Source organism: Bacillus cereus group sp. N6 (assembly GCF_016483705.1).
In the GTDB taxonomy this organism is placed as follows: Bacteria; Bacillota; Bacilli; order Bacillales; family Bacillaceae_G; genus Bacillus_A; species Bacillus_A wiedmannii.
This window is the reverse complement of the sequence record NZ_JAEHBI010000033.1, coordinates 35,928-62,860: the sequence shown is the minus strand read 5'-3', so window position 1 is coordinate 62,860 and position 26,933 is coordinate 35,928. Positions and strand designations below refer to the sequence as shown.

The window sequence follows — 26,933 nt, the reverse complement described above, 5'->3', positions numbered from 1 at the left end:
TAAAAAAGAACGTATGTACGAATCGGAGGCTGCATAATTGAAATTATCTGTGTCTATTTTATTGACTTAATATCAAAGTGAATACCAGAATGAACAAGTACTTGTTATCATGCATACCAAAGACCCCTAATATATACTCGTTTTTTTACTAGGGGTGAGATATGATGAATGAAAGTCATGTAAGAAAAAGTAAATCGTTACGAATTCTATTTTCATAGTTTGGAATGGCAGCAAGAACCATGGCAACCGAAGAAATCCAAGTATTTCCCCTCACTACTCATCATTACGGATACACAATATGACATCTACTCTCCTAATTTTCGCTTATTCCAAACAAAGTCAATCCATGATTTCATGAATCAAATGGTTGTAAAGGCATAGTAGCTCTTTAATACAACCCCATTTCATCAGATTCTTCTCTAGATATTTTGTCATATACACCTGGTATAAGAGAGCTGTCTATTGTACTTGTGGAAGGGATTTTTGAGCCATCAACCTCTAGCCAATTATAAAATAGCCCATCACTAGTGCATGCACTTGGCTTACGATTTGCAAGAATATGTATCTCCCTAAAGCTATCGATATAGTTATAGACCATCTTTTTGAAAGTGCGTGTAAAGTAGCCAATTGGATTTTTCATCAAAGTACCGTTATGTTCGTACTTATGCGTTTTAGAGAACAAGATAGCTGAAGCATTCGCAAGAAGGTTGTGGAATACATCTGTATCCGCTAGTAAATTGAATTTTTTAGCAGCCTTTCTTGCAATGTTTCTGGCATTTTTGAAAGACTCATTTATCATCTTTGAATCAAAAGCAGTTTGTAATTTCATACGCATAGATTGTGGCACACGATAATCAATGAAGTCTATATCATGTTGAATAGATTGTGAAACGTCCTCTTTACGTTTATTTATATCTTTACTCTTTTGTTTTAAAGAAATAGATTTTGTTTTCTTGGTGTGACAAATTTCAGCATGTTTAGTAGGGGCTTCTGTGACAGTTTGTTCCTCCACAATGATTGGTTGAATGACAATAATATTACTTGTTTGTCTCATATCGTTCTTGCGTTTCATTTCTAGTTGCTTAATGATACCAAGAGATTCTAAGTGTTGGCATACGCGAATAACCGTTCTACGGCTAATGTGAAGTGCTTCAGCAATTTTATTTTTTGATTTAAAAGAAACACCAAAGTATTTACAAGAATGGCTGTGTAAATGATTGAGTATAGCCCATTGATTTTTATTTAATTGATCAGCAAATTGTTCTTTATATGCGCGTACAGTATCATTTAGCTCCTTGAGAGTTTGAAAAGATACTAAGTTTTCATATGTTTCTGTACTAGCAAGAATCGTAATTGCTTGTTTCTTTTTCATAAGGGCTCGTCTCCTCCGAAATAAAAAAGCAACAGAATGCCACAAAATGTAAGCAAACTGTTGCGGAGGAACCCTTATGTACGGTAAAATGGGGTACATAAAGAGTTACAGCAAGTGTTTGCCTAGTTGGTGTAGGCGGACGGTTAATAAAGTGGTGAGACACCTTATTAACACGCTGTGCTCTTTTGTTTTGTCCTGAATTTTTTCGGTATTCAAGACTAGCTACTTGCGGGGCTGGAAAAACTGAAATGCTATTTTACGGTATGGAAGAGGCATTGCGAAAAGGAGAAAGGGTTTGTATCGCAACGCCAAGAACAGACGTTGTACTAGAATTAGCGCCGAGATTACAAAAAGTGTTTCCAAATGTAAATGTAGCGTCCTTATACGGAGGAAGTGAAGATAGGGAAAAAGATGCAGCGTTAGTCGTTGCAACGACTCATCAATTGTTACGTTACTATAGAGCGTTTCATGTCATGATTGTAGATGAGATCGATGCCTTCCCGTATCATGCGGATCAAATGTTGCAGTATGCAGTGCAACAAGCGATGAAAGAGAAAGCAGCGCGTATTTATTTAACTGCAACTCCAGATGAAAAGTGGAAGCGTAATTTCAGAAGTGGTAAACAAAAAGGTATCATTGTCTCTGGACGATACCATCGTCATCCGTTACCAGTTCCTCTATTTTGCTGGTGCGGAAATTGGAAGAAAAGTCTCCACCATAAAAGAATTCCTCGATTGTTACTACAATGGTTAAAAATGTACGTAAGCAAAAAGTATCCCATTTTTTTATTTGTTCCTCATGTGCGATATATAGAAGAATTGAGCCTGATATTGAAAACGTTGGATCCTAGAATCGATGGTGTACATGCAGAAGATCCGATGAGAAAAGAAAAAGTAGCAGCTTTCAGAAAGGGAGAAATTCCGTTATTAGTTACAACGACAATTTTAGAGAGAGGAGTAACTGTGAAGAATTTACAAGTAGCGGTGTTAGGGGCGGAAGAAGAAATCTTTTCAGAAAGTGCGCTTGTACAAATTGCAGGCCGAGCAGGTCGTAGTTTTGAAGAACCTTATGGCGAGGTCGTTTATTTTCATTGCGGTAAGACAGAGGCGATGGTACGCGCGAAAAGGCATATTCAAAGTATGAACAAAAAGGCGAAAGAACAAGGATTAATCGATTAATGCATTGTCTACTTTGCGATGAGTATATGTTGGAAACAGTTAGTTGGTACACCTTCTTTGTAAAGTCTCACAAAAAATATATATGTGATAGGTGTGAGCGGAAACTTTCCTATATTATAGGAGAGATTTGCATGGAGTGTGGGCGACTTTTAGAGGACTTGACTTCCAAATATAAAGAAAATGATATTTGTGTGGATTGCATAAGGTGGATAAAAGAGGAGAAGTATCGTCCTTTTAAAAATCGTTCTTTGCACGTGTACGATGATGAGATGAAAGAAATATTAGCACAGTTTAAGTTTCGGGGAGATGCGGAGTTAGTTCATATTTTTTATCGATCCTTTCGGGAGCTGTTTCAAAAGCATTTTACGAGCGTTTCAAGTGTTATTGCTGTTCCGCTTAGTAGGGAACGGGAATATGAACGTGGTTTTAATCAGGCAGAGTTATTAGCAGCATGTTTACCTGTCAAAATTTCTTATCCCTCATTAAGAAGAAGGGAAACAGAAAAGCAAAGTAAGAAGACACGTAAAGAAAGGCTTTCGGGAAGTAATCCTTTTTATTTTCAGGGAGAAGATATGTTTCATGATCAACATATTTTACTCGTTGATGATGTATATACGACAGGAATTACAGTTAGACAAATTGGAAGTCTTTTATACGATAGAGGAGCAAGGGAAGTTTCTAGTTTGACGCTTTGTAGAAGTTGATCTGTAACTGTCGAAAGGGATAATAAAAAGACGATAAGTCTTCTTTGACTTCGTAAGTTGTCATTCGTTATAGTCAAAGTATGGGGCGAATGCCCTGATTTTTAGAGTGAAGGGAATGGAATGAACATGCAAGGAAGAGTGAAATGGTTCAATGCAGAAAAGGGATTTGGGTTTATTGAGCGTGAAGATGGTGATGATGTGTTTGTTCATTTTTCTGCTATTCAACAAGATGGATATAAGTCATTAGAAGAAGGACAACAAGTTGAGTTTGACATTGTAGATGGAGCACGTGGACCACAAGCAGCTAATGTTGTAAAACTGTAGGAATATTGTTTTTGGGAAGAGAGAGCTGCGTTTGTGGCAACGTTATATATATGGTAGAACCTCTTGTTTTTTGCAAGGGGTTTTTGTTATGAATCAAGTTGTCAAAAAGTTGTTTCTTTTCTGTAACGAATTGTCCACAGTTATATTCGTTATTCACGATGTTAATAGGATAAAATAAAGATAGAAACGATGCATCTTTTCATTTCAACAAAAAACGATAAAAAAATCGCAATTCCACTAATTTTTTTAAAAAAGTTAGAAGGAGTTTTTAAGCCAATGTCGAAATTATAGTACATAGGCTTGAAAGGAGGAATTCATCTATGAAATTCAACATTCGTGGTGAAAATATTGAAGTAACTCCAGCATTAAAGGAATATGTAGAGAAAAAACTAAGTAAGTTAGAGCGTTATTTTGATACATTCCCAGAGATTAAAGTTAATTTAAAAGTATACTCTGACAAGCAACGTGTCGAGGTAACAATTCCATTTACTGATTTATTACTTCGTGCAGAAGAAACTAATAGCGATATGTACGCTGCTATCGATTTAGTAGTTGATAAACTTGAGCGACAAATTCGTAAACATAAAACAAAGGTAAATCGTAAGTTACGTGAGAAAGGTTCTATGAAAACGAACTTTATCCTTCCAGAAGCAGTAGCTGTTCTGGATGCGGTAGAAGAGGATGAATTAGAACTTGTACGTACAAAACGATTTGATTTAAAACCGATGGACGTTGAAGAAGCGATCCTACAAATGGATATGCTAGGACATAATTTCTTCGTCTTCACAAATGCTGATACAAATGAAACTAATGTTGTATACGGCCGTAAAGATGGGAAATATGGTTTAATCGAAACTAAATAATAATTCAAAAGCGCAGCCGAAATGGCTGCGCTTTTTTTGCTGAAAATAGATTTTTTTTAAAAGTTTTCTTAATTTAGAACGAGACATTCGGCCGATTGTTGTCATAGTTATAAGACAAGTGTTACAATTATCATTAGGTATATACATTTTAGTTTTTTTAATTAGGAGAAAAATTGGTATAACATACATTTGATTTTTATAACGACTGATTGTAATAGAAAAAGAAAAAACAATCGGAAGTTTTATTTTAATAAAAAAGAGGAGCGTATTTCCTATGATCGGTATTTTAAAAAAGGTATTTGATGTAAATCAACGCCAAATTAAACGTATGCAGAAGACAGTTGAGCAAATTGATGCATTAGAATCATCTATTAAGCCACTAACAGATGAACAATTAAAAGGAAAGACGCTTGAATTTAAAGAACGTCTAACAAAAGGTGAGACAGTAGATGATCTACTTCCTGAAGCTTTTGCAGTTGTTCGCGAAGCTGCGACTCGTGTTCTTGGAATGCGTCCGTATGGCGTGCAGTTAATGGGTGGTATTGCCTTACATGAAGGGAATATCTCTGAGATGAAAACGGGTGAAGGTAAAACATTAACATCTACATTACCTGTATATTTAAATGCTTTAACAGGAAAAGGTGTTCACGTTGTTACAGTCAATGAATACTTAGCACAACGTGATGCGAGCGAAATGGGACAACTTCATGAGTTCCTAGGCTTAACAGTAGGAATTAACTTAAACAGCATGTCACGCGAAGAGAAACAAGAGGCTTATGCTGCTGATATTACGTATAGCACAAATAATGAGCTTGGATTCGATTACTTACGTGACAACATGGTTTTATATAGAGAACAGTGCGTTCAGCGTCCACTTCATTTTGCTATTATCGATGAAGTCGATTCTATTTTAGTCGATGAAGCACGTACGCCGCTTATTATTTCGGGACAAGCTCAAAAATCAACAGAGCTATACATGTTTGCAAATGCATTCGTTCGTACATTAGAAAATGAAAAAGAGTATTCATTTGATGTGAAAACGAAAAATGTAATGTTAACTGAAGATGGTATTACGAAAGCAGAGAAAGCTTTCCATATTGAAAACTTATTCGATTTAAAACATGTCGCACTTCTTCACCATATTAATCAGGCGCTTCGTGCACACGTTGTTATGCATCTTGATACAGATTATGTTGTACAAGAAGGCGAAATCGTAATTGTAGACCAATTCACTGGTCGTCTTATGAAAGGTCGTCGTTATAGCGAAGGTTTGCACCAAGCTATTGAAGCAAAAGAAGGCGTAGAAATTCAAAATGAAAGTATGACACTCGCAACAATTACGTTCCAGAACTATTTCCGTATGTATGAAAAGTTATCTGGTATGACTGGTACAGCGAAAACGGAAGAAGAAGAATTCCGTAGTATTTACAATATGAATGTTATCGTAATTCCAACGAACAAAGATATTATTCGTGATGACCGTGCTGATTTAATCTTCAAATCAATGGAAGGCAAATTCAATGCAGTTGTTGAGGATATTGTAAATCGTCATAAACAAGGGCAACCTATTCTTGTCGGTACAGTTGCAATTGAAACATCAGAGCTTATTTCAAAAATGTTAACACGTAAAGGTGTACGCCATAACATTTTAAACGCGAAAAACCATGCGCGTGAAGCAGATATCATTGCAGAAGCTGGTATGAAAGGTGCTGTAACGATTGCGACGAATATGGCTGGTCGTGGTACGGATATTAAGCTTGGAGACGATATTAAAAACGTTGGTCTAGCAGTTATCGGTACAGAGCGTCACGAAAGCCGTCGTATTGATAATCAGTTACGTGGTCGTGCTGGTCGTCAAGGGGACCCTGGTGTAACGCAGTTCTACTTGTCTATGGAAGATGAACTAATGCGCCGATTCGGTTCTGACAATATGAAAGCGATGATGGATCGTCTTGGTATGGATGATTCACAGCCGATTGAAAGTAAAATGGTTTCTCGTGCGGTAGAATCTGCACAAAAACGTGTAGAAGGAAATAACTATGATGCACGTAAGCAGTTACTGCAGTACGATGATGTACTTCGTCAGCAACGTGAAGTTATTTACAAACAGCGTCAAGAAGTAATGGATTCTGAGAATTTACGCAGTATTATTGAAGGTATGATGAAATCTACAGTAGAACGTGCTGTTGCGCTTCATACACAAGAGGAAATTGAAGAAGATTGGAACATTAAAGGTCTTGTTGACTACTTAAATGCCAACCTTCTGCAAGAAGGCGATATAAAAGAAGAAGAGTTACGTCGTCTTGCTCCAGAGGAAATGAGCGAGCCAATTATCGCGAAATTAATAGAGCGTTACAACGACAAAGAAAAGCTTCTGCCAGAAGAGCAAATGCGTGAGTTCGAAAAAGTTGTTGTATTCCGTGTAGTAGATACGAAATGGACAGAGCATATTGATGCGATGGATCACCTTCGTGAAGGTATTCATTTACGTGCTTACGGTCAAATTGATCCACTTCGTGAGTATCAAATGGAAGGATTCGCAATGTTCGAGTCAATGATTGCTTCTATTGAAGAGGAAATTTCTCGTTACATTATGAAAGCTGAAATTGAACAAAACTTAGAGCGTCAAGAAGTTGTTCAAGGTGAAGCTGTTCATCCATCTAGCGATGGCGAAGAAGCGAAGAAAAAACCAGTTGTAAAAGGTGACCAAGTAGGCCGCAACGATTTATGTAAATGTGGTAGCGGTAAAAAATATAAAAACTGCTGTGGTATCGGGAAGTAATACAGGGCGGTAGCCCAGATTGCTTTGCAAAATTTTACATCAAAAATGTATAATTAAGAAAGTTTAAACTCTCTCCGTCATAAGTGGAGAGAGTTTCCCTTGTTCTCATAAGAAAGTAACAGCAATTACATAGAGGTGAAGGAAATGGAATTAGTAGAAATTAGACAAGAATTAGAGAAAATGGCTAAGAGATTAGCGGCTTTTAGGGGGTCTCTTTGACCTTCCTACTAAGGAGAAACAAATTGCAGAGTTAGAAGAGACAATGATGGGTGCAGGATTTTGGGATGACCAACAAGGCGCACAAGCTGTAATTAACGAAGCTAATGCACTGAAAGAGATGGTTGGAAAGTTCCGTCAGTTAGATGAGACCTTCGAAAATTTAGAAATCACGCATGAGCTTTTAAAAGAAGAGTATGATGAAGATTTACATGAGGAGCTTGAATCAGAAGTGAAAGGCTTAATTCAAGAAATGAATGAGTATGAGCTTCAGCTACTACTAAGCGATCCTTATGATAAAAATAACGCTATTTTAGAATTACACCCAGGTGCTGGTGGAACAGAGTCACAAGACTGGGGTTCTATGTTATTACGTATGTACACACGTTGGGCTGAAAAACGTGGGTTTAAAGTAGAAACGGTTGACTACTTACCAGGTGATGAAGCTGGTATTAAGAGTGTTACTTTATTAATTAAAGGTCATAACGCTTACGGTTATTTAAAGGCAGAGAAAGGTGTACATCGTCTTGTACGTATCTCGCCATTCGATTCTTCAGGCCGTCGTCATACATCGTTCGTATCTTGTGAAGTCGTACCTGAGTTCAATGATGAAGTTGAAATCGAAATACGTTCAGAAGACTTAAAAGTTGATACGTACCGTGCAAGTGGTGCAGGTGGACAGCATATTAATACGACAGACTCAGCAGTTCGTATTACACATACACCAACAAACACAGTTGTAACATGTCAGTCAGAGCGTTCACAAATTAAAAACCGTGAGCACGCGATGAAAATGTTAAAAGCGAAATTATACCAAAAGAAATTAGAAGAGCAACAAGCGGAGTTAGATGAAATTCGCGGTGAACAAAAAGAAATCGGATGGGGTAGCCAAATTCGTTCTTACGTATTCCACCCGTATTCTCTTGTGAAAGACCACCGTACAAATACAGAGGTTGGTAACGTGCAAGCAGTTATGGATGGAGAAATTGATCCATTTATTGATGCTTACTTACGTTCTCGCATCTAATAAGCGAAAAAAAGCCAACAAAGTTGTCGGCGTATGCTGAGGATAATCGAGGATATAAAGAATTTGATTTTATTTCTATAGATGAAGTAAAGAGGAAGAGAAGTTGGAAACGACAACTTCTCTTTTTGATGAGATTATATGTAGCATACAATGTTGTATATTGTATTGTAAAAAGTAGAGAATAGTAAAACAGAGCGGCAATAGAGTAAGACTTGAACAGAACTTTTCTGATTTTCTGTTCAACAAGAATTCTTTATAGAAGTTTTTATGTTGTTCACAGAATTGAAACAACTTATGAAAGCTTTATATTATCAGGGTTTTTACTGTATTTTTGAAAAATATGAAATATACCTTAGTTTTTCTATATAAAGATAATGCTTATAATGAAAATGAGTGTGTTAGGAATGAAAAGAATATCAACAATGGGGAGCGATAGAAGTGAAAAAGAAATTGTTGGCTATTGCGTTAGGAACATCAGTCGTTTTTGCTTTAGGAGCATGTGGAAATAAAGAAGAGAGTAAGCCTTCGAAACAATCTGCAAGCACAGATAGCGCAGAGCAAATTTACCAAAAAAGTTGTATAGGCTGTCACGCGAAAGATTTATCGGGAGCAACTGGACCGGATTTACGAAAAGTGGGACAGAAATATGATGCAGCAGAGATTGAAAAGATTATTGAAAAAGGTCGCGGTTCCATGTCACCAGGAATTATTCAAGGTGAGGATGCGAAAAAAGTAGCTGAGTGGTTAGCTGAACATAAATAAAAAGGGTGAACTGGACGGGTTGGTTATATAATCTTATCCCAAAATGATTTTGGGTAAGAACTATGACGACTCGTTTCCTTTTTTTTTGATGTAACATAACTGTAACAAAAATGTATCCGAACTGGAAACCGTTTGATGTTACAATGAGGTTTGTAGAATTTTGCTGAAATATATTACATAGAGTAGCGCTGCTAATAAAAAGCATGAATGGAAGCTACCTTCAACAAGAGTGGTTAAGCGAGAATAAAAGGTTATCTTTTATTTTCAGATGTACAGAAAAGTATTTCGAAAAAAATCATTAAGTATTGGGTGATAAATAATGATAAAAATGACGAATGTTTATAAGGAGTACCCGAATGGTATGAAAGCCATTGCTGGTCTCACAGTTAACATTAAACAAGGTGAGTTTGTATACGTAGTTGGACCGAGTGGAGCCGGGAAATCTACATTTATTAAAATGATGTATCGTGAAGAGAAGCCATCTACAGGATCAATTAATGTAAATGGACTTGTTATTGAAACATTAGCAGAAAGAGATGTTCCATATTTCCGTCGTCAATTAGGCGTAATTTTCCAAGATTTTAAATTACTACCTAAGTTAACGGTATATGAGAATGTTGCGTTTGCTTTAGAAGTAATTGAAGAAGAAAAAGAAGCCATTCGTGAGCGTGTAACAGAAGTTTTAGGTCTTGTAGGTCTTGAGGATCGTGCAGACGCACTACCAAGTGAACTTTCGGGCGGAGAGCAGCAACGTGTTGCGATTGCGAGAGCAATTGTTAATAGACCGAAGGTTGTAATTGCCGATGAGCCAACAGGTAACTTAGATATTGAAACAGCTCTTGATATTATGAAGATTTTTACGCGTATTAACGAGCGTGGTACAACGATTGTTATGGCGACACATAACTCAGATATCGTAAATACAATTCGTCATCGTGTAATCGCGATTGAAGGCGGAAAAATTGTTCGAGATGAGATTGAGGGAGGATACGGATATGAAGGCTAAGACCCTTAGTCGACATTTGCGAGAAGGTGTAAAGAATCTATCACGTAACGGATGGATGACATTTGCTTCTGTTAGTGCAGTAACAGTTACATTATTACTTGTAGGTGTCTTTTTAACAGCGATAATGAATATGAACCATTTTGCGACGAAAGTAGAGCAAGATGTAGAAATTCGTGTACACATTGATCCAGCAGCAAAAGAAGCTGATCAAAAGAAATTAGAAGATGATATGAGTAAGATTGCAAAAGTAGAATCTATTAAATATTCTTCTAAAGAAGAAGAGCTAAAACGCTTAATTAAAAGCTTAGGTGATAGCGGAAAAACGTTTGAGTTATTTGAACAAGATAACCCACTTAAAAACGTATTCATTGTAAAAGCAAAAGAACCAACAGATACAGCGACAATCGCGAAAAAGATTGAGAAAATGCAGTTTGTAAGTAATGTTCAATACGGTAAAGGTCAAGTTGAAAAATTATTTGATACTGTAAAAACAGGACGTAATATCGGGATTGCGTTAATTGCAGGTCTTTTATTCACAGCGATGTTCTTAATCTCTAATACAATTAAAATTACAATTTATGCTCGTAGTACAGAAATCGAAATTATGAAACTGGTAGGTGCAACAAACTGGTTTATTCGTTGGCCGTTCTTATTAGAGGGATTATTCCTAGGAGTATTAGGATCAATTATTCCAATTGGCTTAATTCTAGCTACGTATAATTCACTACAAAGTGTGTTTAACGAAAAACTTGGCGGAACAATTTTCGAACTTCTACCATACAGTCCTTTCGTATTCCAATTAGCTGGTTTACTAGTGTTAATCGGGGCTTTAATCGGTATGTGGGGAAGTGTAATGTCAATTCGTCGCTTCTTAAAAGTATAAAAAGTTGCAAACATAATTCGTACAAGCTTATCATATAGTAGAAATAGGTAAAGGCATCACACACTGTGTGATGCCTTTTGCTACACCACCTGTGTGTTTTGGAAAGGGGAATTCCGCATTGAAACGTAGAGTTGCAATTATTGGAATGGTTGTTGCATTTTTAATTGGTGCTGGCGGAATGTTTGCAGGTATGTCTTTATTTGGGGTTAACCCAGCAGAAGTAACGCAAACAATTTCGAGTGGAAACGCTAGCACCTCACAAGGGAATTTGGCAAAAATTAATGAGGCGTATGCACTAATTGATTCACGTTATGTGGAAGACGTGAAGGATGACAAGTTAGTCGAAGGTGCAATACAAGGCATGTTGTCTACGCTGAAGGACCCTTATTCCACGTATATGGATAAAGAAACGGCTAAACAGTTTAGTGAATCACTTGATCCTGAGCTAGAGGGGATCGGGGCTGAGGTGAACAAAACGGACGGTAAGCTCATTATCGTATCTCCAATTAAAGGCTCACCGGCAGAAAAGATTGGAATTAAACCGAATGACCAAATTTTATCTGTAGATGGAAATAGTGTGAAAGATTTATCACGTGAAGAAGCAGTATTAAAGATTCGTGGTAAAAAAGGAACGACTGTCGCGATTGAAATTAAGCGTGCAGGAGTAGCTGATCCGATTGTATTTAAAATTAAGCGTGAAAAAATTCCAATCTTCACGGTGTTTAGTTCTGTGAAACAAGAGAGCGGAAAAGATATCGGTTATATGCAAATCACTTCTTTTGCTGAAAATACAGCGAAAGAATTTAAGGATCAGTTAAAAGAGTTAGAGAAGAAAAACATAAAAGGCTTAGTTATTGACGTGCGTGGTAATCCTGGTGGCTACTTAAATAGTGTAGAAGAGATACTAGGGGAAATTATGACGGATAAAAAGCCGATGCTACAAGTAGAGCAACGAAATGGTGAGAAAAAGAAATTCTCTACGGAACTGAAAGAGAAAAAGCCATATCCAATTTCAGTATTAATTGATAACGGAAGTGCTTCTGCTTCAGAGATTTTAGCGGGTGCGCTAAAAGAGGGAGAAGGATACGATTTAATTGGTGAAAAAACGTTTGGTAAAGGTACTGTTCAGCAAGCCGTTCCATTTAAAGATGGCAGCAACATTAAATTAACGATGTTTAAATGGTTAACACCGGATGGAAACTGGATTCATAAAAAAGGAATCGCGCCAACAGTAGAAGTGAAGCAACCAGATTATTATCATGCGACACCAATTCAAATTGAAAAGACACTTTCATACAATTCAAATGATGTGCAAGTAAAACACGCGCAAGAAATGCTTAAGAGTTTAGGATATGTACCAGGGCGTGAAGATGGATACTTTAGTAAAGAGACAGAATCAGCGCTGAAAGCATTCCAAAATGCGAATGAGATGGAAGCGACGGGACAGCTTGATAAAAAGACAGCTGAGGCGATTCAAACTAAAATTATTGAAAAAATCCGTTCTGGAGAAAATGATCTACAATTACAGTCCGCATTAAAATTAATAGTGAAATAAAGTGAAACTTTAATCAGTGGGGGTTTTCTTCATCCCCACTAATTATTAGTTGAACCAATCGGACTTTTATGGGCAGTGGATCCCCCACCTAAATTCTTTGCTTTCGCTGAATTTTGAGGTGGGGGTCCTACTGCCCATTAAAGCGAAATAAAAAGAAATACAGGCAGTTTGCTGCCTGTATTTTTTTGTGTTAAACAAACGTTTGTCCAGTTATGATAATATAAAAAGAAAGAATGATATAAATGGTGGTGAATGAGTTCGTGGAGGCATGGATTTTTGAAATAATGCGGGCAGTTGGACGTTTTTTCTTACACCCTGCTGTCTATGTATTTTTAATAAGTAGTATCTTCGTTGGATACTTACGTATGTTACGAGAACGAAAGGATTTTTCCTTTAAAGTTTATGATATTTGGTTTGAACTGCGAACATCTCTATTTGCGGGAGTTGGATACGGATTAATCGTATCTATTCTTACAATTGGACTTGGCCTTGTCGTTTCCAAAGCGAGCTTATGGGTCATCTTACTTTGGACGTTATTATTTGGATTAACTGCTATGTATCGATATTTATCAGCAGCTTATACATTTAGTATCGCAATTGTATGCGTTCTAGTATCTTCTAAGCTACCAGTTTCCTTCTTACAGCTTGGAGAAGGGGAAGAGAGTACGATTGTATCTCTTGCTATTTTACTAGGTGTCATGCTCGTTGTAGAGGGCTTGTTGATTTCTAAAAATGCAGTAGGATATTCTACGCCGAAGATTAGGAAGGGTAAGCGTGGGCTAAAGATTGGTTTACACGAATCAAAGCGTTTATGGATCGTTCCTATTTTTATTCTTGTACCAGGTGATGCAGTAACGCAGTTTATTTCATGGTGGCCTGTCGTTTCAATCGGTTCACATACCTATTCTCTATTCCTCGTTCCATTTTTAATTGGATTTATGAGAAAGATTAGAAGTTATGAGCCAACGGAAGCTTTATTATTTACAGGAAGGCGTGTCTACGGATTAGCAGGAATTGTACTTGTTTTAGGAATCGCAAGTTATTGGTGGCACGTACTTGCCATTATCGCAATGGGAGTCGCAATGCTTGGGCGTTTCACAATTTCCATGCAAGAAAAAATTGCCGATGAGACGAGACCGGCGTATTTCGCTGCACGTAATGATGGACTTGTTGTATTAGATACAATCCCGAATACAATTGGGGCGGAGCTGAATTTACTGCCTGGAGAAGTGATTACGAAAGTAAATGGAGTCATTCCAAGAAGCGCTGAGGAATTTTATGATGCGCTTCAAACGAAGACGACAGGAGCATTTTGTAAATTAGAAGTATTAGATACAAATGGAGAGCTTCGCCTTGCCCAAACGGCATTATACGCCGGAGGACATCACGAATTAGGAATTGTGTTTGTTCAGCAGGAGCATGAGTGGGATTCGGAAGCGATGTAATAGAGGAAAGGGTATCACCTTGTGGTGATACCCTTTTTGGTTGTGGGGGCGGGATTAGTAGTAAATGAAATTTATATCGGTGATTATTCAAATATATAGAATTTATGGAAAAAACGACAACCATCGCAAACATTCTTTTTAGTTTCATAGACGGATAACTTGAATAATTATTTGATAATGGTTATCATTTAGGGAGTCTTTTTAATTTTGGAAAATGGAGGTAAGATATGCTACGTAAATTTTTTTCTTACTATAAACCGTATAAAGGTTTATTTATACTCGACTTTTCTTGCGCAGTTGTCGCAGGGTTACTAGAACTTGGCTTCCCGCTTATCGTAAATCAATTTATTGATAAGTTATTGCCAGGGCAAAACTGGACGCTTATTTTATGGGCTTGTTTCGGTTTACTTGCAGTGTATATATTAAATGCAGGTTTGCAATATGTCGTTACATATTGGGGGCATATGCTTGGTGTTAACATTGAAACAGATATGAGGCAGAAATTATTTGATCACATTCAAAAGCTATCATTCAGATTTTTTGACAACAATAAAACAGGTCATTTAATATCACGTCTTACGAACGATTTAATGGAAATTGGGGAAATTGCTCACCATGGACCAGAAGATTTATTTATTGCTGTTATGACTTTAGTTGGGGCATTTTCATTTATGATGATGATCAACTGGAAGTTAGCGCTATTAACGTTCTTCGTGATTCCATTCCTATTATGGTTGGCACTTTACTTCAATAAAAAAATGACAGGTACGTTTAGACGTTTATTCTCAGACGTTGCTGATTTCAATGCATGTATTGAGAACAACGTTGGTGGTATCCGCGTTGTACAAGCATTCGGAAATGAAAAGTTTGAGAAAGAGCAATTTGCTGTTAACAACGCTCGTTTCCGTACAACGAAATTAATGGCGTATAAAATTATGGCGTTAAATTCGTCAATTAGTTATATGCTCATGCGTCTCGTAACGCTCTTCGTCTTAATATGCGGTACATGGTTTGTTCTGCAAGGAGAATTAACGTACGGTGGATTTATCGGATTCGTTCTATTAACGAATATTTTCTTCCGCCCAATTGAAAAAATTAATGCGGTTATTGAAAGCTATCCGAAAGGGATCGCTGGTTTTAAGAGGTATGTAGAGCTTCTTGAAACAGAGCCAGATATTGTAGACTCTAAAGATGCGATGGAAGTTAAACATGTACATGGTGATATTCAATATAGCAACATTACATTCGGATATGAAAATAAAGAACCGATTTTAAATGATATTAGTTTGAAAATACATGCAGGTGAAACAGTTGCTTTCGTAGGACCATCAGGAGCTGGAAAAACGACGTTATGTAGTCTATTACCACGTTTTTATGAACAACCGTCTGGATCGATTCAAATTGATGGTATTGATACGAAAGATATGACGTTATCTTCACTTCGTAAGCAAATTGGAATTGTGCAGCAAGATGTGTTCTTATTCTCAGGAACAATTCGTGAAAATATCGCTTACGGAAACTTAAAGGCGTCAGAAGCTGAAATTTGGCAGGCAGTAAAACGTGCGCAGTTAGAAGACTTAATTTACTCACAACCAGACGGTTTAGATACCGTTATCGGTGAGCGTGGGGTGAAACTTTCTGGTGGACAGAAGCAGCGTCTAGCGATTGCTCGTATGTTCTTGAAAAACCCGCCAATTTTAATATTAGATGAAGCGACTTCCGCATTAGATACAGAGACGGAACTGGCGATTCAAAAATCACTTGCTGAACTATCTGTGGGCCGTACAACATTAGTTATTGCTCACAGACTTGCAACGATTAAAAATGCAGATCGTATCGTCGTTGTAAATAAAGATGGTATTGCAGAACAAGGTTCACATGATGAATTAATTGAACAAGGCGGAGGATATAGCAGGTTATACGAAGCACAGTTCAGTTCGTAAATATAATTTCTGCTGAATTAGTGCACCATAAGTAAGTGAAAATCTTATATGGGAGGCTATGAAGCATGATTGTAACAACAACGTCTACAATTCAAGGAAAAGAAATTATTGAGTATATCGATATCGTCAATGGAGAAGCGATTATGGGCGCGAATATCGTTCGTGACCTTTTCGCCTCTGTCCGTGACGTTGTCGGCGGTCGTGCGGGCGCTTATGAAAGTAAATTAAAAGAAGCGCGCGACATTGCAATGGAAGAGATGAAAACTTTCGCAAGACAAAAAAATGCGAATGCAATTGTTGGTATCGACGTGGATTACGAAGTAGTTCGGGAAGGAATGCTAATGGTTGCAGTGAGCGGAACTGCTGTCCGTATTTAAAGTGAAAAAGCCGTGCTGATGCACGGCTTTTTCACTTTTATTAATGCTATTCTATGTCGAAGTTCCAATATTTCTTGGGAAATGCGGAAGGCCCTGTCGATATATAGGGAAGACATTAGAGCGCTTCTTTACATTTCTGGATTTGAACTAATAATGTTTCGTATTCTTGTTCGAGAGATGGGATATCATCGTGATGATTTGGCATGGAAATTCGGCCGATAATTTCTGTTAATTTTGTTTGTAATCGTAATAATTCTTGTTCAGTTACGTTTACAGAATCCCCGGTGGTTCTTTTTGTGTATTGCTCGTAATTACCGTGGAATATTCTTGGTTCACTCTCATCTACTTGTAGAATATGGTCTGCAACAGAGCGAATAAAGGCACGGTCATGGCTAATGAAAAGTATTGTGCCAGGATATTCTTGTAACATGATTTCTAATTCTTCTTGCGTCGCTAAGTCTAAATAGTTTGTCGGTTCATCGAGCAGAAGCATATTATAGTTTCCTAAAAATACTTTTGCGAGTGCGACCTTCATTCGTTCGCCGCCACTTAAGACATGTACAGGTTTATGAACATCTTCACGGCGGAATAAAAGCCGTGCGAGTATTGTTCGAACGAATGCTTCTGTATAGTTGGTTTCTTCTAGAGCGTTCTCTAAAATGGTTTTATCTGTTTTTAAAATTGATAGTGTTTGTTCAAAGTATCCAATTTTACAACTTTTCGAAAGCTGAATGCCACGCTCGTTTGCGAGAAGCATGTTGAACAAAGTTGTTTTGCCGCTTCCGTTTGCACCTAAAATAGCAAGTTTTGCACCAGGGGTAATAGTTCCATTCATATTTTTAAATAGTGTGCGGTCGCCTATTTTCTTTGTTGCTTTATTGAACTGTACTGCCACTTTACTATGAATGGGTGTATGATATTGCACGTCAAACTGAGTCTGAGAAAGATCCTTTGGTTTTTCTTTCTTTTCTAGTTTTTCGAGACGTGTTTCTAATGCTTTCGCTGCTTTGCTAACCTGTTCTTGGCCATGAGCCCCGCTTAACTTATAAAGTTTAGATTCAGATGAACTGAACCGAGTTGGGATTTTTGTCATGTTAGAAGCACGTTGCTTTTTTTGTGAAATTGATTGCTCTAAACGATTTTTTTCTTGTATATATTGATCATATTCTGCTTGTTTTTGTGTTCGTTCACGTTCTTTTTGCTTTCGATAGTTGGAATAGTTTCCTTTATACTCTTGAATCGTCCCGTCTTCAATTTCAATAATTTTTGTACATATATTATCTAGAAATTCACGATCATGCGATATTAAAACAAGTGACCCTTTATAAGATAAGAGCGCCTTTTCTAATTGCTCTGTACCAACCATATCTAAGTGGCTTGTTGGCTCATCAGCAAATAAAATGCCTGCATCTTGTTCGAGAGCATGAGCAATCTTTAGCCGCATTCGTTCACCACCGCTCATTGCATCTGAAACGTTTGAAATACTCCATTTTCCTTTTGCGAGAGCAGAAGCGGTTTCCGGTAGTTCCTCGCTAAGTTGAGGAATGATGCTGATAGAACTATGATGAGTTACTATTCCTTTGTCAGCTTCTATTTCTTTACTTAATATTTGTAATAACGTAGATTTACCAGCTCCGTTGACTCCGACAATTCCGATGCGGTCCTGTGCTTGAATTTCCAGTGACGGTAACGTAAATAGTGTGCGATCACCAAAGCTCTTTTCAATATTGCGTGCGAATAAAATAGTCATAAAAAAACCTCCCTAGTTTCACTAGAGAGGATAAACGTCGCCCTTGCATGTAATAAATCGCACATAAATAAACGATTTTTTTACATGATCGTTTCGAAAGAAAGTATCGACAAATGGACAGACTAATCCCCTGCTAGTTTTCATCATTTTTTGTTCACTATTTGTGATGGATGAAATAAATAAGAGAATTAAAACTTCATTGGTCAAAGTACCTTCCTTTCATAATGTTACTTTTATTGTATGCGCATACAAAAGGGTTTGTCAAAGTTATTTTTGCTTGTGATTTTTGAATTCGTTATTATACAGTTGTGCCTTTGCTAGTGCTTCAGCATCATTTTTGATTTCATCCAATCCATTCGCATCTCCAATAACATAACCTTCAAATGATGAACCAATAAAATCAAAGATGTATTGGAACTGGGAGATAAGCGGTAATGCTTTCAGTTTCGGATTATCTCCACCAACGATGACAACGTATATTTTTTTACCTTTCATTTTTTCTTTGAAATGAAGGGATGTATCACGCAAGCTTTGTGACCAGCGATCAACGAAGTTTTTCATATGGCCGCTCATTCCGTACCAGTATAGCGGTGTAGCGAAGATAATTGTTTCGTGCTCTAGCATGCGTTCAATTAAATGTTGATAGTCATCGTTTACAGACTGGAATCCTTCTGCATCATGACGTTGGTCTGTAATAGGATGGACCGTATGATCTCGCAAGTAAATTTGTTCCGTTTCAATTCCTTCAATCATCATATGTGTTAAAGCTTCTGTATTTCCGTGTTGTCTTGAACTGCCGTGTATAACAAACATGTAATCATTCCTTTTCTTTAGCTTGTTGTAGGAGTGAAACGTGTTTTTGTAAATTCGTTTGAATGCTGGAAAGTAATGAGATTTGTTTTGTTACTTCATTAAGTTTATCTTCGTAAAGTGCCAGAATACTGCTACATGGATTTTCGTACAGGTGTGGTTCAATTTCAAGGCAACGCAGCATCCTTGCCGTCTCTTCTAAATTTAAGCCGATTTGTAAGTACATTTGAATAAGTTCTACTTTTTCGATGGCACTTTCATCAAAATCACGGTAGCCATTTGCGAGGCGCTTCGAAGGGAGTAAACCCTTTTCTTCATAATGTCTTAGTGATCTTTCGCTAACCCCGGTTTCTTTTGATAACTCTCCAATTCGCAATGCGTTTCACTCCCTTTACATGTATTGTAAACCTTCACACTAATGTGAAGGTCAACTCTGTTTTTTCGCAAAAGAATCTACATGATTTAAAAACACTTGGATAGCTTTAGACGGAATAAAGTATTTGCCACGCACGATGGAGAATGGACGGATGAGTTGTTCATTTGGAACTTCGACGTGGAATAGCTCTTTTGCCAGTAGCTCTTTTCGTACAGTCCAATCAGAAAGGATAGCGATGCCAAGCCCGGCACTAACTGCTTCCTTTACGCTTTGGATACTACTGAATGTAAAGAAGCGCTTCAATTTTAAATGGTGTTGATGAATAAAGCGGTCACTATAAGCGCGTGTACCAGAACCACTTTCTCTTAATACCCATACTTGATCTTGGAGTGTGCTTTCATTTATTTCATTTGTGCGAAGTAGTGGATGATTTGGCGGGACGACGAGCTTCATTTCATCTTGCATAAACGTTTCAACGTCAACGTCGGCGTATACGACTTGCCCTTCCACTAAGCCGATATCGATTTGATTAGAGCGAAGGCGTTGTAAAACGTCTTCTGTATTTGAGATAAAAGTATGAACTTCGACGTGTGGATTTTCATTCGCATAGTTAGCCAGTATTTTTGGAAGTAAGTATTCGCCAATTGTAAAACTAGCACCGATGCGAAGAGTTCCTGTTACAACGTTATGTAGTTCGTTAATTTCTTGTTTGGCTTCTTCGTAAAGAGAGAGCATTTGCTTTGCGTGTATATATAGTATGTTTCCAGCCTCCGTCACTTGAACGTGCTTAGGAGAGCGCTGAATAAGTGTAGTTCCAAATTCGTTTTCTAAGTTGCGGATGTGCATACTTACGCCAGGCTGTGAAAGGTTTAATAATTCCGCTGCACGGGAGAAGTGTTTCTGTTCAACGACCGTAACAAAAATTTTTAAAATGTCGACGTTCATGTAATGGGCTCCTTTCGTTTTCTTTCATCTTATCATAAGTATTTCTAATGATAGAGATTCAATATTGATATTAAACTTATTATAGAAACTCTCTTATAATGTAAGTAGAAAGAACATGCATGTTCCAATACGATTATTGGAGTGGTTCAAAGTGGAACAAACACTTGTTATACAAAAGAAGAAGGGCTTTGGATTTTCGCAAGGGATTGGGATTACACTATTAATCGCAATTGCGGCGAAATATTTAGCAGAGCTTCCATTTTTAAATATTATGGGACAATTAGTAATTGCTATTCTAATTGGGATGGTTTGGCGCGCGGCAATCGGGATTCCTCAAGAAGCGATAGCGGGAACGAACTTTGCGAGTAAGAAGTTGCTTCGCTTTGGGATCATCTTACTTGGAATGCGATTAAATCTTGTTGATATTGCGAAGGCGGGACCGAAAGTATTGGTTATCGCTGCGGTTGTTATTACATTTACGATTTTCGTTGTATATGGACTAACGAAAGTATTTAAAGTAGAGAAGAAGCTTGGAATTTTAACAGCATGCGGGACAGCAATTTGTGGGGCGGCTGCGGTCGTGGCAATTGCGCCGCAAGTGAAAGCGAAGGATGATGAAACGGCAGTTGGTGCCGCGATTATTGCTATTTTAGGTACAATATTTACATTTATTTATACGTTATTATATCCGGTGCTTGGCCTATCTCCATATGGATACGGAGTGTTCTCAGGGGCGACGCTGCATGAAATCGCTCATGTCATCGCAGCTGCGGCGCCAGGGGGAAGCACGGCTGTAGATATCGCAGTTATCGTGAAACTAACGCGCGTTGCAATGCTTGTGCCAGTAGCGATTTTAATTGGATTATGGTTTGGTAAGAGTGAAGGAAGCAAGGAAAAAAAATCATGGCGCGACCTTCCAATTCCATGGTTCATCTTCGGATTTTTAGCGATGAGTGCAGTGCATTCGCTCGGGGTTATACCAGAAGTTGTTGCCGGCTACATTGTTGTCATTGCTTACATGCTTATAGCAATGGCGATGGCGGGGCTTGGTTTAAATGTAGAGTTTAAAACGTTCCGTAAGTTAGGAAGTAAGGCATTCGTGGCGGGGCTGATCGGCTCGGTTTGCCTTTCTATTCTTGGATACGTTCTTGTATATGTATTAGGATTTATGTAGTAGGACGAAGAAGCTGTTCCAAAAGATATTTTGGGACAGCTTTTTTCTTATGATTATAGTGCTACGGATGTCGATATATGTAAAAAATCGCTGATATAAATTGAATTACTCTTGTACTTGGTTAGAGAAGATGTTCAGTGAAATGTTTTACTGAAATTTGTAAAGATATCTTTACTTATAACTGGAAAATATTTATAATTAAAGTAAAGATATCTTTACTTTTGAAGGTGGAGCCTATGGGTGTGAAAAATAAAATAAAAGAGTTAAGAAAGCAACATCATATAACGCAAGTTGAAATGGCAAAGGCGATGCAGGTGACGCGGCAGACGATTGTGGCGATTGAAAACCACCATTATAACCCGAGTCTAGAGTTATCCCTAAAAATCGCCAAATATTTTGGGGTGAAGGTGGAGGAAATATTTACGCTAGAGTAAGGGGAGAAAAAATGAACGATACTAAAAGGTTATTTATCGGTGCGACTTTTGGATTGTTTTTGGGAGACATTGTAGTTCATATTATGAATCCGGCTATACCAATTTTACCGCTCGTAGTGAGTAACGTTTTAGCGATTGTATTTTTGATAGTGTATTCGTATTACAAAAAGCGTAAGTACAAAAAAGAAGAACTTCCAGATATAGATGAGCGAGTAAATGAAAATATAAAAAAATATGTAAATGTCTCATTTGTATTCACGTTTCTATTGCTTATTGTTTATATTGTTGCGAGTAAAGCAATAGGCAGGGCTGTTATACCAGTGCAAGAGATATTTCTGATATGTAGTTCCTTATTTGCGGGTAGTCTCATCATAGGAGTTATGGTAGGAAAACGAGCATAGCGATAGGAGGAATGAAAAATGCAAGATGAGTTTGAGAGATTTCAGTCAGATAAAGCGTTTAAATATGTAGGGTTATTTTTTACGATTAGTTTAGCAATATGGAGTTTATATAATTTAATTGTTGATGGAAATGCTGGTATGCCGTTTGTTTTATTTGTACTAGGGCAGTGTGTGTATTTTCTCGTGAACTATTGGCCGAAGTGGAAGTATAGAAATCAGAAAGAGGCTGATCATGTATAAGTTTGGCATCGCCTGAGTAAGAGATAAATAGAAAAAGGGGAACTGGGATGGGATTACCGGTATTATGTGTTGCTACGGCTATTTTTGCTTTGTTTTGGGGAATGCAGAACTTCTCTCGTAATCCAGTGCCAAGTATTTGTATTATGATTGGTACTGTAGGTTTATCGTATTATTTATTACTATCAGCCCATTATCATAAAACAGCAACGAGTGTTGTCGTTGGAGCACTTATTTTATGTTGTGGTCGTGCTGTACAAAAGGGGTTATTTCCGTAAAAGCTGTTTATACAAAGGGTATAAACAGCTTTTTGTATTTTTTTTACAAAACACTTGAAAGTTACGTAACGTCATCTTTTATAATGAAGGGGAAGAGGTGATGGTAGTGATTTCAATACAACAATTGACGAGAGAAACAGGGGTTACAGTACGTACACTACGTTATTATGATCAAATAGATTTATTAAAGCCGAGCGGAAAAACAGAGGGTGGACATCGGTTATATAGTGAAACTGACGTTATTCGTCTGCAACAAATTTTATTTTTAAAGGAAATGGGCTTTTCATTAAAAGAGGCTGCGAATATGTTAGTAAAAGGTGAGCTGGATTTAAAGGATTCTCTTGAAAAACAACTTCGATTTGTACAGGAAGAACAAAAGAAATTTAATCGAATGGAGCGAGTTTTACGAGCTGTTGTTTATTCGGTAGATGTGGAGGGAGAATTGGATTGGAAAGTTATGTTTGAACTGATTCAGCTTTCGAAACAGTCGTCTCGTATACGTGAAATATTTCAAAATGAAGTATTTTCAAAGGAAGAACAAAAATTGCTTCATAACTTGCCAAATATGAGTGAAGAAGATCCGAATGTTTTAGAATGGGTAGATTTATTAAAGCAATTACGTACTTTTATGAAAGACGGCAAAGAAGCCGCGAGTGATGAGGTACAAGAGGCAACGAAGAAATTAACGCAGAAGTGTTTAGAAATGGCAAATGGTGATGAAGCGTTTTTAGATAAGTTATGGGAAGTTAGAAAATCGAAGGAAGATTCACAGAAAATGAGCATGTATCCAATCGAAGAAGAACTTTTAATATATATGGATGAAGCTTTTCGTATTTATGATGAAAAGGAGAAGGATAAATGAGTATACTCGCAGAATATCGTTGGTATTTTTTAATTGGGGCAGAAATTGTATTTTGGTTATCAGCTATCGGTTTCTTTTTACTTCGCTACGGATTCCGTTTGAAAAAGGCGAGTTTTATTATGGGGATTGTACTACTCATAAATGAAGTGTTTATTTTAACTTTAGGGGTAGTGGACTATTATCAAACAGGAAAGTTCTCTAACTTTCAGATCATTACTGTCATTATTTTATTATATGCGGTCTTCTACGGGAAAAAGGATTTGAAGAAGCTTGATATATTTGTACAAAAATTAGTTGCGAAATGGCGGAATGAACCAGCGCCTATTATTGAAGAACATATAGAATTAACAGGTATGGCCTATGCGAAGCAGGAAATAAAAAATTGGGTATTGCATCTTAGTTTGTTTGTTGTAGTTCATATTTTCTTTTTCTTCTTGTATGGGTTTGTACCGTTTGAACAATGGGGCAGTTGGTTAGAAACGGGAATCGTTTTAAATAAAGCAGCTAGTCGTGTTAGCCAAGTTTGGGCGATTATACTTTTAGTGGATGCAGTTATTTCATTTTCATATGTTCTTTTCCCGAAAAAAGAGAAAGGGAAAGAAAAGCTACTTTCGTAGAGGAAAGTAGCTTTTTCTAGTATACCAATAGTTTGTATAGGCGAGGATAATAATAGGAAAAACAGGTTTTATATGCTTATTTCTCTTTAGTTTAGTAGCATGCTCACAACCTAACATTACAATTGATAAGAAGAATGATGTCATTGTAAAGGAAGCAGGAACTTCCAATCTAGATAAATTCAAAAAGTTCGTTTTGAATGTGGAACAAGAGGAAGTTGATAAAATAAGAATTGTACAGTATACACATGAAGGTGATCCGGTTTTTCAAACGTTAGAGCATAGTGGGAAAGATATAATTCATATGTTAGATAATAGGAAAGATCGATTTGCTGATAATCATACAGATATAGATGAAGATAGCTGTAAAAGGATTGTTAAAGAGCAGCATGAATCACAAACGGCTTATAGGTTAATAGACTGTGCGAATGAAAATGGGCGCAATGGATATGATTTATTATATGTACTTAAAAAATAGAGTTAGTCGAGGAAGGAAGTTTTTACTCCTTCCTTTTTCTATGTATATATTGTCGAAAATTTTACCGAATATCTGTTCGTTTTTTTAGGTTTTTTATGGGCATTCGTGGTAAAATGGGAATACAGATTTTTTACGAGGAGGTCGGTTTTGTTTGGAACATCAATTTGAAATTATTTCAGCGTACTCCCCGCAAGGTGATCAGCCGGTAGCTATAGAGAAGCTTGTAGAGGGAATTAATAGTGGAAAGAAAAAGCAAGTGTTGCTTGGGGCGACGGGAACGGGTAAGACATTTACAATTTCAAATGTCATTAAAGAAGTGCAGAAGCCAACACTTGTCATGGCTCATAATAAAACGTTAGCAGGACAGTTATATAGTGAGCTGAAAGATTTTTTTCCTAACAATTCAGTGGAGTATTTTGTTAGTTATTACGATTATTATCAGCCAGAAGCGTATGTGCCGCAAACAGATACTTTTATTGAAAAGGATGCGCAGATTAATGATGAAATCGATAAATTGCGTCACTCAGCAACGTCTTCCTTATTTGAAAGAGACGATGTTATTATCGTTGCGAGTGTTTCGTGTATATATGGTTTAGGTTCTCCAGAAGAGTACCGCGAGTTAGTTGTTTCACTTCGAGTTGGTATGGAGAAGGACCGCAATCAATTGCTTCGTGACCTTGTTGATGTGCAGTATGGACGTAATGATATTGATTTCAAGCGTGGTACATTCCGTGTGCGCGGAGATGTAGTTGAAATCTTCCCAGCATCACTTGATGAGCATTGTATTCGAATTGAATTTTTCGGCGATGAAATCGATCGTATTCGCGAAGTAAATGCGTTAACAGGTGAAGTATTAGCAGAACGTGATCATGTAGCAATCTTCCCAGCATCTCACTTCGTTACACGTGAGGAAAAAATGAAGGTCGCTATTGAAAATATCGAAAAAGAATTAGAAGAACGTTTAAAGGAATTAAATGATAATGGCAAGTTGTTAGAAGCACAGCGTATAGAACAGCGTACTCGTTATGATTTAGAAATGATGCGTGAGATGGGATTTTGTTCAGGGATTGAAAACTATTCCCGTCATTTAACACTTCGTCCGGCGGGTGCAACGCCATATACGTTATTAGACTATTTTCCGGAAGATTTCTTAATTGTTATGGATGAGTCACACGTATCAGTACCACAAGTAAGAGCGATGTATAACGGGGACCAAGCACGTAAGCAAGTACTTGTGGATCATGGGTTCCGTTTGCCATCAGCTTTAGATAATAGACCGCTTACGTTTGATGAATTTGAAGGGAAAACGAATCAAGTTATTTACGTTTCGGCAACGCCAGGACCGTACGAGTTAGAGCAGGCACCGGAGGTAATAGAACAAATTATTCGTCCAACAGGGCTTTTAGATCCACCAATTGATATACGACCAATTGAAGGGCAAATTGATGATTTATTAGGAGAAATTCAAGATCGCATTGCAAAAAATGAACGTGTATTAATTACGACCTTAACGAAGAAGATGTCAGAGGATTTAACAGATTACTTAAAAGATGTAGGAATTAAAGTAAACTATCTTCACTCTGAAATTAAAACGTTAGAACGTATTGAAATTATCCGTGACCTTCGCCTTGGTAAGTTTGATGTGCTTGTTGGTATTAACTTATTACGAGAAGGATTAGATATTCCAGAAGTATCACTTGTAGCGATTTTAGATGCTGATAAGGAAGGATTCTTGCGTTCAGAGCGGTCATTAATTCAGACAATTGGTCGTGCGGCACGTAATGAAAACGGCCGCGTTATTATGTACGCAGATCGTATAACAAGATCAATGGGAATTGCAATTGAAGAAACGCAGCGTCGTCGTACTATACAAGAAGCTTACAATAAAGAGCATGGCATTACGCCGAAAACGATTCAAAAAGGCGTGCGTGATGTGATCCGTGCAACGACAGCTGCTGAAGAGCCGGAAATGTATGAAGCGGCACCAGCTAAGAAGATGACGAAAAAAGAGCGTGAAAAGACAATTGCGAAGATGGAAGCAGAGATGAAAGAAGCAGCAAAAGCGTTAGATTTCGAGCGTGCAGCTGAATTAAGAGATTTACTATTAGAATTAAAAGCGGAAGGGTGAACAGAGTGA

Annotated in this window: 26 protein-coding genes and 2 pseudogenes; 23 read left to right on the top strand and 5 right to left on the bottom strand. The window is 37.4% G+C overall.

Translation table 11 applies throughout. The annotated features are described in order from the left end of the window. Positions 1 to 183: 183 nt before the first annotated feature. Positions 184 to 381: pseudogene (locus JDS99_RS32060) on the top strand (replication-relaxation family protein); the annotation flags it as partial. 7 nt (positions 382 to 388) lie between these two features. On the opposite strand, the gene JDS99_RS20920 reads toward JDS99_RS32060, so the two are convergent. Continuing rightward, positions 389 to 1,372 (bottom strand): helix-turn-helix domain-containing protein, encoded by a 984-nt coding sequence (locus tag JDS99_RS20920; RefSeq protein WP_199695638.1) that lies wholly within the window; start codon positions 1,370 to 1,372, stop codon positions 389 to 391. Positions 1,373 to 1,593: 221 nt separating this feature from the next. Between JDS99_RS20920 and comFA the strand changes: the two are divergent. From comFA to JDS99_RS20855, 13 genes and pseudogenes are all read left to right on the top strand, one after another. After that, positions 1,594 to 2,550 (top strand): annotated as a pseudogene (gene comFA, locus JDS99_RS20915) (ATP-dependent helicase ComFA); the annotation flags it as partial. Beyond that, entirely contained in the window at positions 2,550 to 3,254 is a 705-nt protein-coding gene (locus tag JDS99_RS20910; protein ID WP_199695637.1) for a ComF family protein, read from the top strand. The pseudogene comFA and the gene JDS99_RS20910, both read left to right, overlap by 1 nt. Before the next feature lie 126 nt (positions 3,255 to 3,380). Further along, positions 3,381 to 3,578, top strand: coding sequence for a cold shock protein CspC (gene cspC, locus JDS99_RS20905; RefSeq protein ID WP_001990088.1), 198 nt, complete (start codon positions 3,381 to 3,383; stop codon positions 3,576 to 3,578). A 320-nt stretch (positions 3,579 to 3,898) separates the two neighbouring features. After that, a complete protein-coding gene (gene hpf / locus JDS99_RS20900; RefSeq protein WP_000671189.1) occupies positions 3,899 to 4,441 on the top strand; it encodes a ribosome hibernation-promoting factor, HPF/YfiA family in 543 nt (180 codons plus the stop codon). Positions 4,442 to 4,715: 274 nt separating this feature from the next. After that, a complete protein-coding gene (gene secA, locus JDS99_RS20895) occupies positions 4,716 to 7,223 on the top strand; it encodes a preprotein translocase subunit SecA (protein WP_048542521.1) in 2,508 nt (835 codons plus the stop codon). A 144-nt stretch (positions 7,224 to 7,367) separates the two neighbouring features. Next, positions 7,368 to 8,466 (top strand): peptide chain release factor 2 gene (prfB, locus tag JDS99_RS20890; RefSeq protein ID WP_096001656.1). Its coding sequence is split into 2 segments (ribosomal slippage): positions 7,368 to 7,439 and positions 7,441 to 8,466, totalling 1,098 coding nucleotides; the frame shifts between segments, so codons are not numbered across the junction. Positions 8,467 to 8,904: 438 nt separating this feature from the next. Next, positions 8,905 to 9,228, top strand: a complete 324-nt coding sequence (gene cccB, locus JDS99_RS20885) for a cytochrome c551 (protein WP_000727965.1) — start codon at positions 8,905 to 8,907, stop codon at positions 9,226 to 9,228. A 319-nt stretch (positions 9,229 to 9,547) separates the two neighbouring features. Continuing rightward, a complete protein-coding gene (ftsE, locus tag JDS99_RS20880; protein ID WP_000594325.1) occupies positions 9,548 to 10,234 on the top strand; it encodes a cell division ATP-binding protein FtsE in 687 nt (228 codons plus the stop codon). Beyond that, complete coding sequence (ftsX, locus tag JDS99_RS20875) at positions 10,224 to 11,117, top strand: permease-like cell division protein FtsX (RefSeq protein ID WP_087983949.1); 894 nt, start codon at positions 10,224 to 10,226, stop codon at positions 11,115 to 11,117. The genes ftsE and ftsX overlap by 11 nt, the downstream gene beginning before the upstream one ends. Positions 11,118 to 11,235: 118 nt before the next feature. Next, a complete protein-coding gene (locus JDS99_RS20870) occupies positions 11,236 to 12,672 on the top strand; it encodes a S41 family peptidase (protein WP_000830301.1) in 1,437 nt (478 codons plus the stop codon). A 260-nt stretch (positions 12,673 to 12,932) separates the two neighbouring features. Then, positions 12,933 to 14,117, top strand: a complete 1,185-nt coding sequence (locus JDS99_RS20865; RefSeq protein ID WP_137035902.1) for a PDZ domain-containing protein — start codon at positions 12,933 to 12,935, stop codon at positions 14,115 to 14,117. Between the two features lie 227 nt (positions 14,118 to 14,344). Beyond that, positions 14,345 to 16,060 carry an ABC transporter ATP-binding protein gene (locus tag JDS99_RS20860; protein ID WP_088608602.1) on the top strand — a complete coding sequence of 572 codons (1,716 nt, stop codon included), beginning with the start codon at positions 14,345 to 14,347 and terminating at the stop codon, positions 16,058 to 16,060. 65 nt (positions 16,061 to 16,125) lie between these two features. Next, a complete protein-coding gene (locus JDS99_RS20855) occupies positions 16,126 to 16,437 on the top strand; it encodes a heavy metal-binding domain-containing protein (RefSeq protein ID WP_000637523.1) in 312 nt (103 codons plus the stop codon). A gap of 115 nt (positions 16,438 to 16,552) precedes the next feature. On the opposite strand, the gene abc-f is transcribed toward JDS99_RS20855, so the two are convergent. From abc-f to JDS99_RS20835, 4 genes are all read right to left on the bottom strand, one after another. Beyond that, complete coding sequence (gene abc-f / locus JDS99_RS20850) at positions 16,553 to 18,187, bottom strand: ribosomal protection-like ABC-F family protein (RefSeq protein WP_199695636.1); 1,635 nt, start codon at positions 18,185 to 18,187, stop codon at positions 16,553 to 16,555. Positions 18,188 to 18,454: 267 nt separating this feature from the next. Further along, entirely contained in the window at positions 18,455 to 19,000 is a 546-nt protein-coding gene (locus JDS99_RS20845) for a flavodoxin family protein (protein WP_199695635.1), read from the bottom strand. Positions 19,001 to 19,004: 4 nt separating this feature from the next. Continuing rightward, a complete protein-coding gene (locus JDS99_RS20840; protein WP_199695634.1) occupies positions 19,005 to 19,373 on the bottom strand; it encodes a MerR family transcriptional regulator in 369 nt (122 codons plus the stop codon). Between the two features lie 51 nt (positions 19,374 to 19,424). Continuing rightward, positions 19,425 to 20,318 (bottom strand): LysR family transcriptional regulator, encoded by an 894-nt coding sequence (locus JDS99_RS20835; protein WP_199695633.1) that lies wholly within the window; start codon positions 20,316 to 20,318, stop codon positions 19,425 to 19,427. Positions 20,319 to 20,469: 151 nt separating this feature from the next. Between JDS99_RS20835 and JDS99_RS20830 the strand changes: the two genes are divergently transcribed. The 9 genes from JDS99_RS20830 (at position 20,470) to uvrB (ending at position 26,924) form a co-directional block, all read left to right on the top strand. Further along, positions 20,470 to 21,492 carry a putative sulfate exporter family transporter gene (locus JDS99_RS20830; protein WP_199695632.1) on the top strand — a complete coding sequence of 341 codons (1,023 nt, stop codon included), beginning with the start codon at positions 20,470 to 20,472 and terminating at the stop codon, positions 21,490 to 21,492. 236 nt (positions 21,493 to 21,728) lie between these two features. Continuing rightward, complete coding sequence (locus tag JDS99_RS20825) at positions 21,729 to 21,926, top strand: helix-turn-helix transcriptional regulator (protein ID WP_000538359.1); 198 nt, start codon at positions 21,729 to 21,731, stop codon at positions 21,924 to 21,926. A gap of 11 nt (positions 21,927 to 21,937) precedes the next feature. Further along, positions 21,938 to 22,327 (top strand): hypothetical protein, encoded by a 390-nt coding sequence (locus JDS99_RS20820; protein ID WP_199695631.1) that lies wholly within the window; start codon positions 21,938 to 21,940, stop codon positions 22,325 to 22,327. A gap of 18 nt (positions 22,328 to 22,345) precedes the next feature. Then, positions 22,346 to 22,567 carry a hypothetical protein gene (locus JDS99_RS20815; protein ID WP_137052346.1) on the top strand — a complete coding sequence of 74 codons (222 nt, stop codon included), beginning with the start codon at positions 22,346 to 22,348 and terminating at the stop codon, positions 22,565 to 22,567. Positions 22,568 to 22,614: 47 nt separating this feature from the next. Then, entirely contained in the window at positions 22,615 to 22,842 is a 228-nt protein-coding gene (locus JDS99_RS20810) for a hypothetical protein (protein WP_199695630.1), read from the top strand. 100 nt (positions 22,843 to 22,942) lie between these two features. Further along, positions 22,943 to 23,704, top strand: a complete 762-nt coding sequence (locus tag JDS99_RS20805; protein ID WP_199695629.1) for a MerR family transcriptional regulator — start codon at positions 22,943 to 22,945, stop codon at positions 23,702 to 23,704. Next, positions 23,701 to 24,321, top strand: coding sequence for a hypothetical protein (locus JDS99_RS20800; protein ID WP_199695628.1), 621 nt, complete (start codon positions 23,701 to 23,703; stop codon positions 24,319 to 24,321). The genes JDS99_RS20805 and JDS99_RS20800 overlap by 4 nt, the downstream gene beginning before the upstream one ends. Before the next feature lie 46 nt (positions 24,322 to 24,367). Continuing rightward, the gene (locus JDS99_RS20795) at positions 24,368 to 24,796 is read left to right on the top strand and encodes a DUF4362 domain-containing protein (RefSeq protein WP_199695640.1); all 429 of its coding nucleotides are present in this window, start codon (positions 24,368 to 24,370) and stop codon (positions 24,794 to 24,796) included. Positions 24,797 to 24,947: 151 nt separating this feature from the next. Further along, a complete protein-coding gene (uvrB, locus tag JDS99_RS20790; RefSeq protein WP_199695627.1) occupies positions 24,948 to 26,924 on the top strand; it encodes an excinuclease ABC subunit B in 1,977 nt (658 codons plus the stop codon). The last annotated feature ends 9 nt before the right edge of the window (positions 26,925 to 26,933 follow it).

What these genes read in the sequence shown, in the direction of transcription:
- JDS99_RS20835 (WP_199695633.1), bottom strand. Translation starts at nt 20,318, where the DNA reads ATGAACGTCGACATTTTAAAAATTTTTGTTACGGTCGTTGAACAGAAA.
- JDS99_RS20910 (WP_199695637.1), top strand. Translation starts at nt 2,550, where the DNA reads ATGCATTGTCTACTTTGCGATGAGTATATGTTGGAAACAGTTAGTTGG.
- secA (WP_048542521.1), top strand. Translation starts at nt 4,716, where the DNA reads ATGATCGGTATTTTAAAAAAGGTATTTGATGTAAATCAACGCCAAATT.
- ftsX (WP_087983949.1), top strand. Translation starts at nt 10,224, where the DNA reads ATGAAGGCTAAGACCCTTAGTCGACATTTGCGAGAAGGTGTAAAGAAT.
- JDS99_RS20855 (WP_000637523.1), top strand. Translation starts at nt 16,126, where the DNA reads ATGATTGTAACAACAACGTCTACAATTCAAGGAAAAGAAATTATTGAG.
- JDS99_RS20820 (WP_199695631.1), top strand. Translation starts at nt 21,938, where the DNA reads ATGAACGATACTAAAAGGTTATTTATCGGTGCGACTTTTGGATTGTTT.
- JDS99_RS20825 (WP_000538359.1), top strand. Translation starts at nt 21,729, where the DNA reads ATGGGTGTGAAAAATAAAATAAAAGAGTTAAGAAAGCAACATCATATA.
- JDS99_RS20815 (WP_137052346.1), top strand. Translation starts at nt 22,346, where the DNA reads ATGCAAGATGAGTTTGAGAGATTTCAGTCAGATAAAGCGTTTAAATAT.
- JDS99_RS20800 (WP_199695628.1), top strand. Translation starts at nt 23,701, where the DNA reads ATGAGTATACTCGCAGAATATCGTTGGTATTTTTTAATTGGGGCAGAA.
- JDS99_RS20805 (WP_199695629.1), top strand. Translation starts at nt 22,943, where the DNA reads ATGGTAGTGATTTCAATACAACAATTGACGAGAGAAACAGGGGTTACA.
- JDS99_RS20920 (WP_199695638.1), bottom strand. Translation starts at nt 1,372, where the DNA reads ATGAAAAAGAAACAAGCAATTACGATTCTTGCTAGTACAGAAACATAT.
- hpf (WP_000671189.1), top strand. Translation starts at nt 3,899, where the DNA reads ATGAAATTCAACATTCGTGGTGAAAATATTGAAGTAACTCCAGCATTA.
- JDS99_RS20845 (WP_199695635.1), bottom strand. Translation starts at nt 19,000, where the DNA reads ATGTTTGTTATACACGGCAGTTCAAGACAACACGGAAATACAGAAGCT.
- cspC (WP_001990088.1), top strand. Translation starts at nt 3,381, where the DNA reads ATGCAAGGAAGAGTGAAATGGTTCAATGCAGAAAAGGGATTTGGGTTT.
- JDS99_RS20860 (WP_088608602.1), top strand. Translation starts at nt 14,345, where the DNA reads ATGCTACGTAAATTTTTTTCTTACTATAAACCGTATAAAGGTTTATTT.
- ftsE (WP_000594325.1), top strand. Translation starts at nt 9,548, where the DNA reads ATGATAAAAATGACGAATGTTTATAAGGAGTACCCGAATGGTATGAAA.
- JDS99_RS20810 (WP_199695630.1), top strand. Translation starts at nt 22,615, where the DNA reads ATGGGATTACCGGTATTATGTGTTGCTACGGCTATTTTTGCTTTGTTT.
- abc-f (WP_199695636.1), bottom strand. Translation starts at nt 18,187, where the DNA reads ATGACTATTTTATTCGCACGCAATATTGAAAAGAGCTTTGGTGATCGC.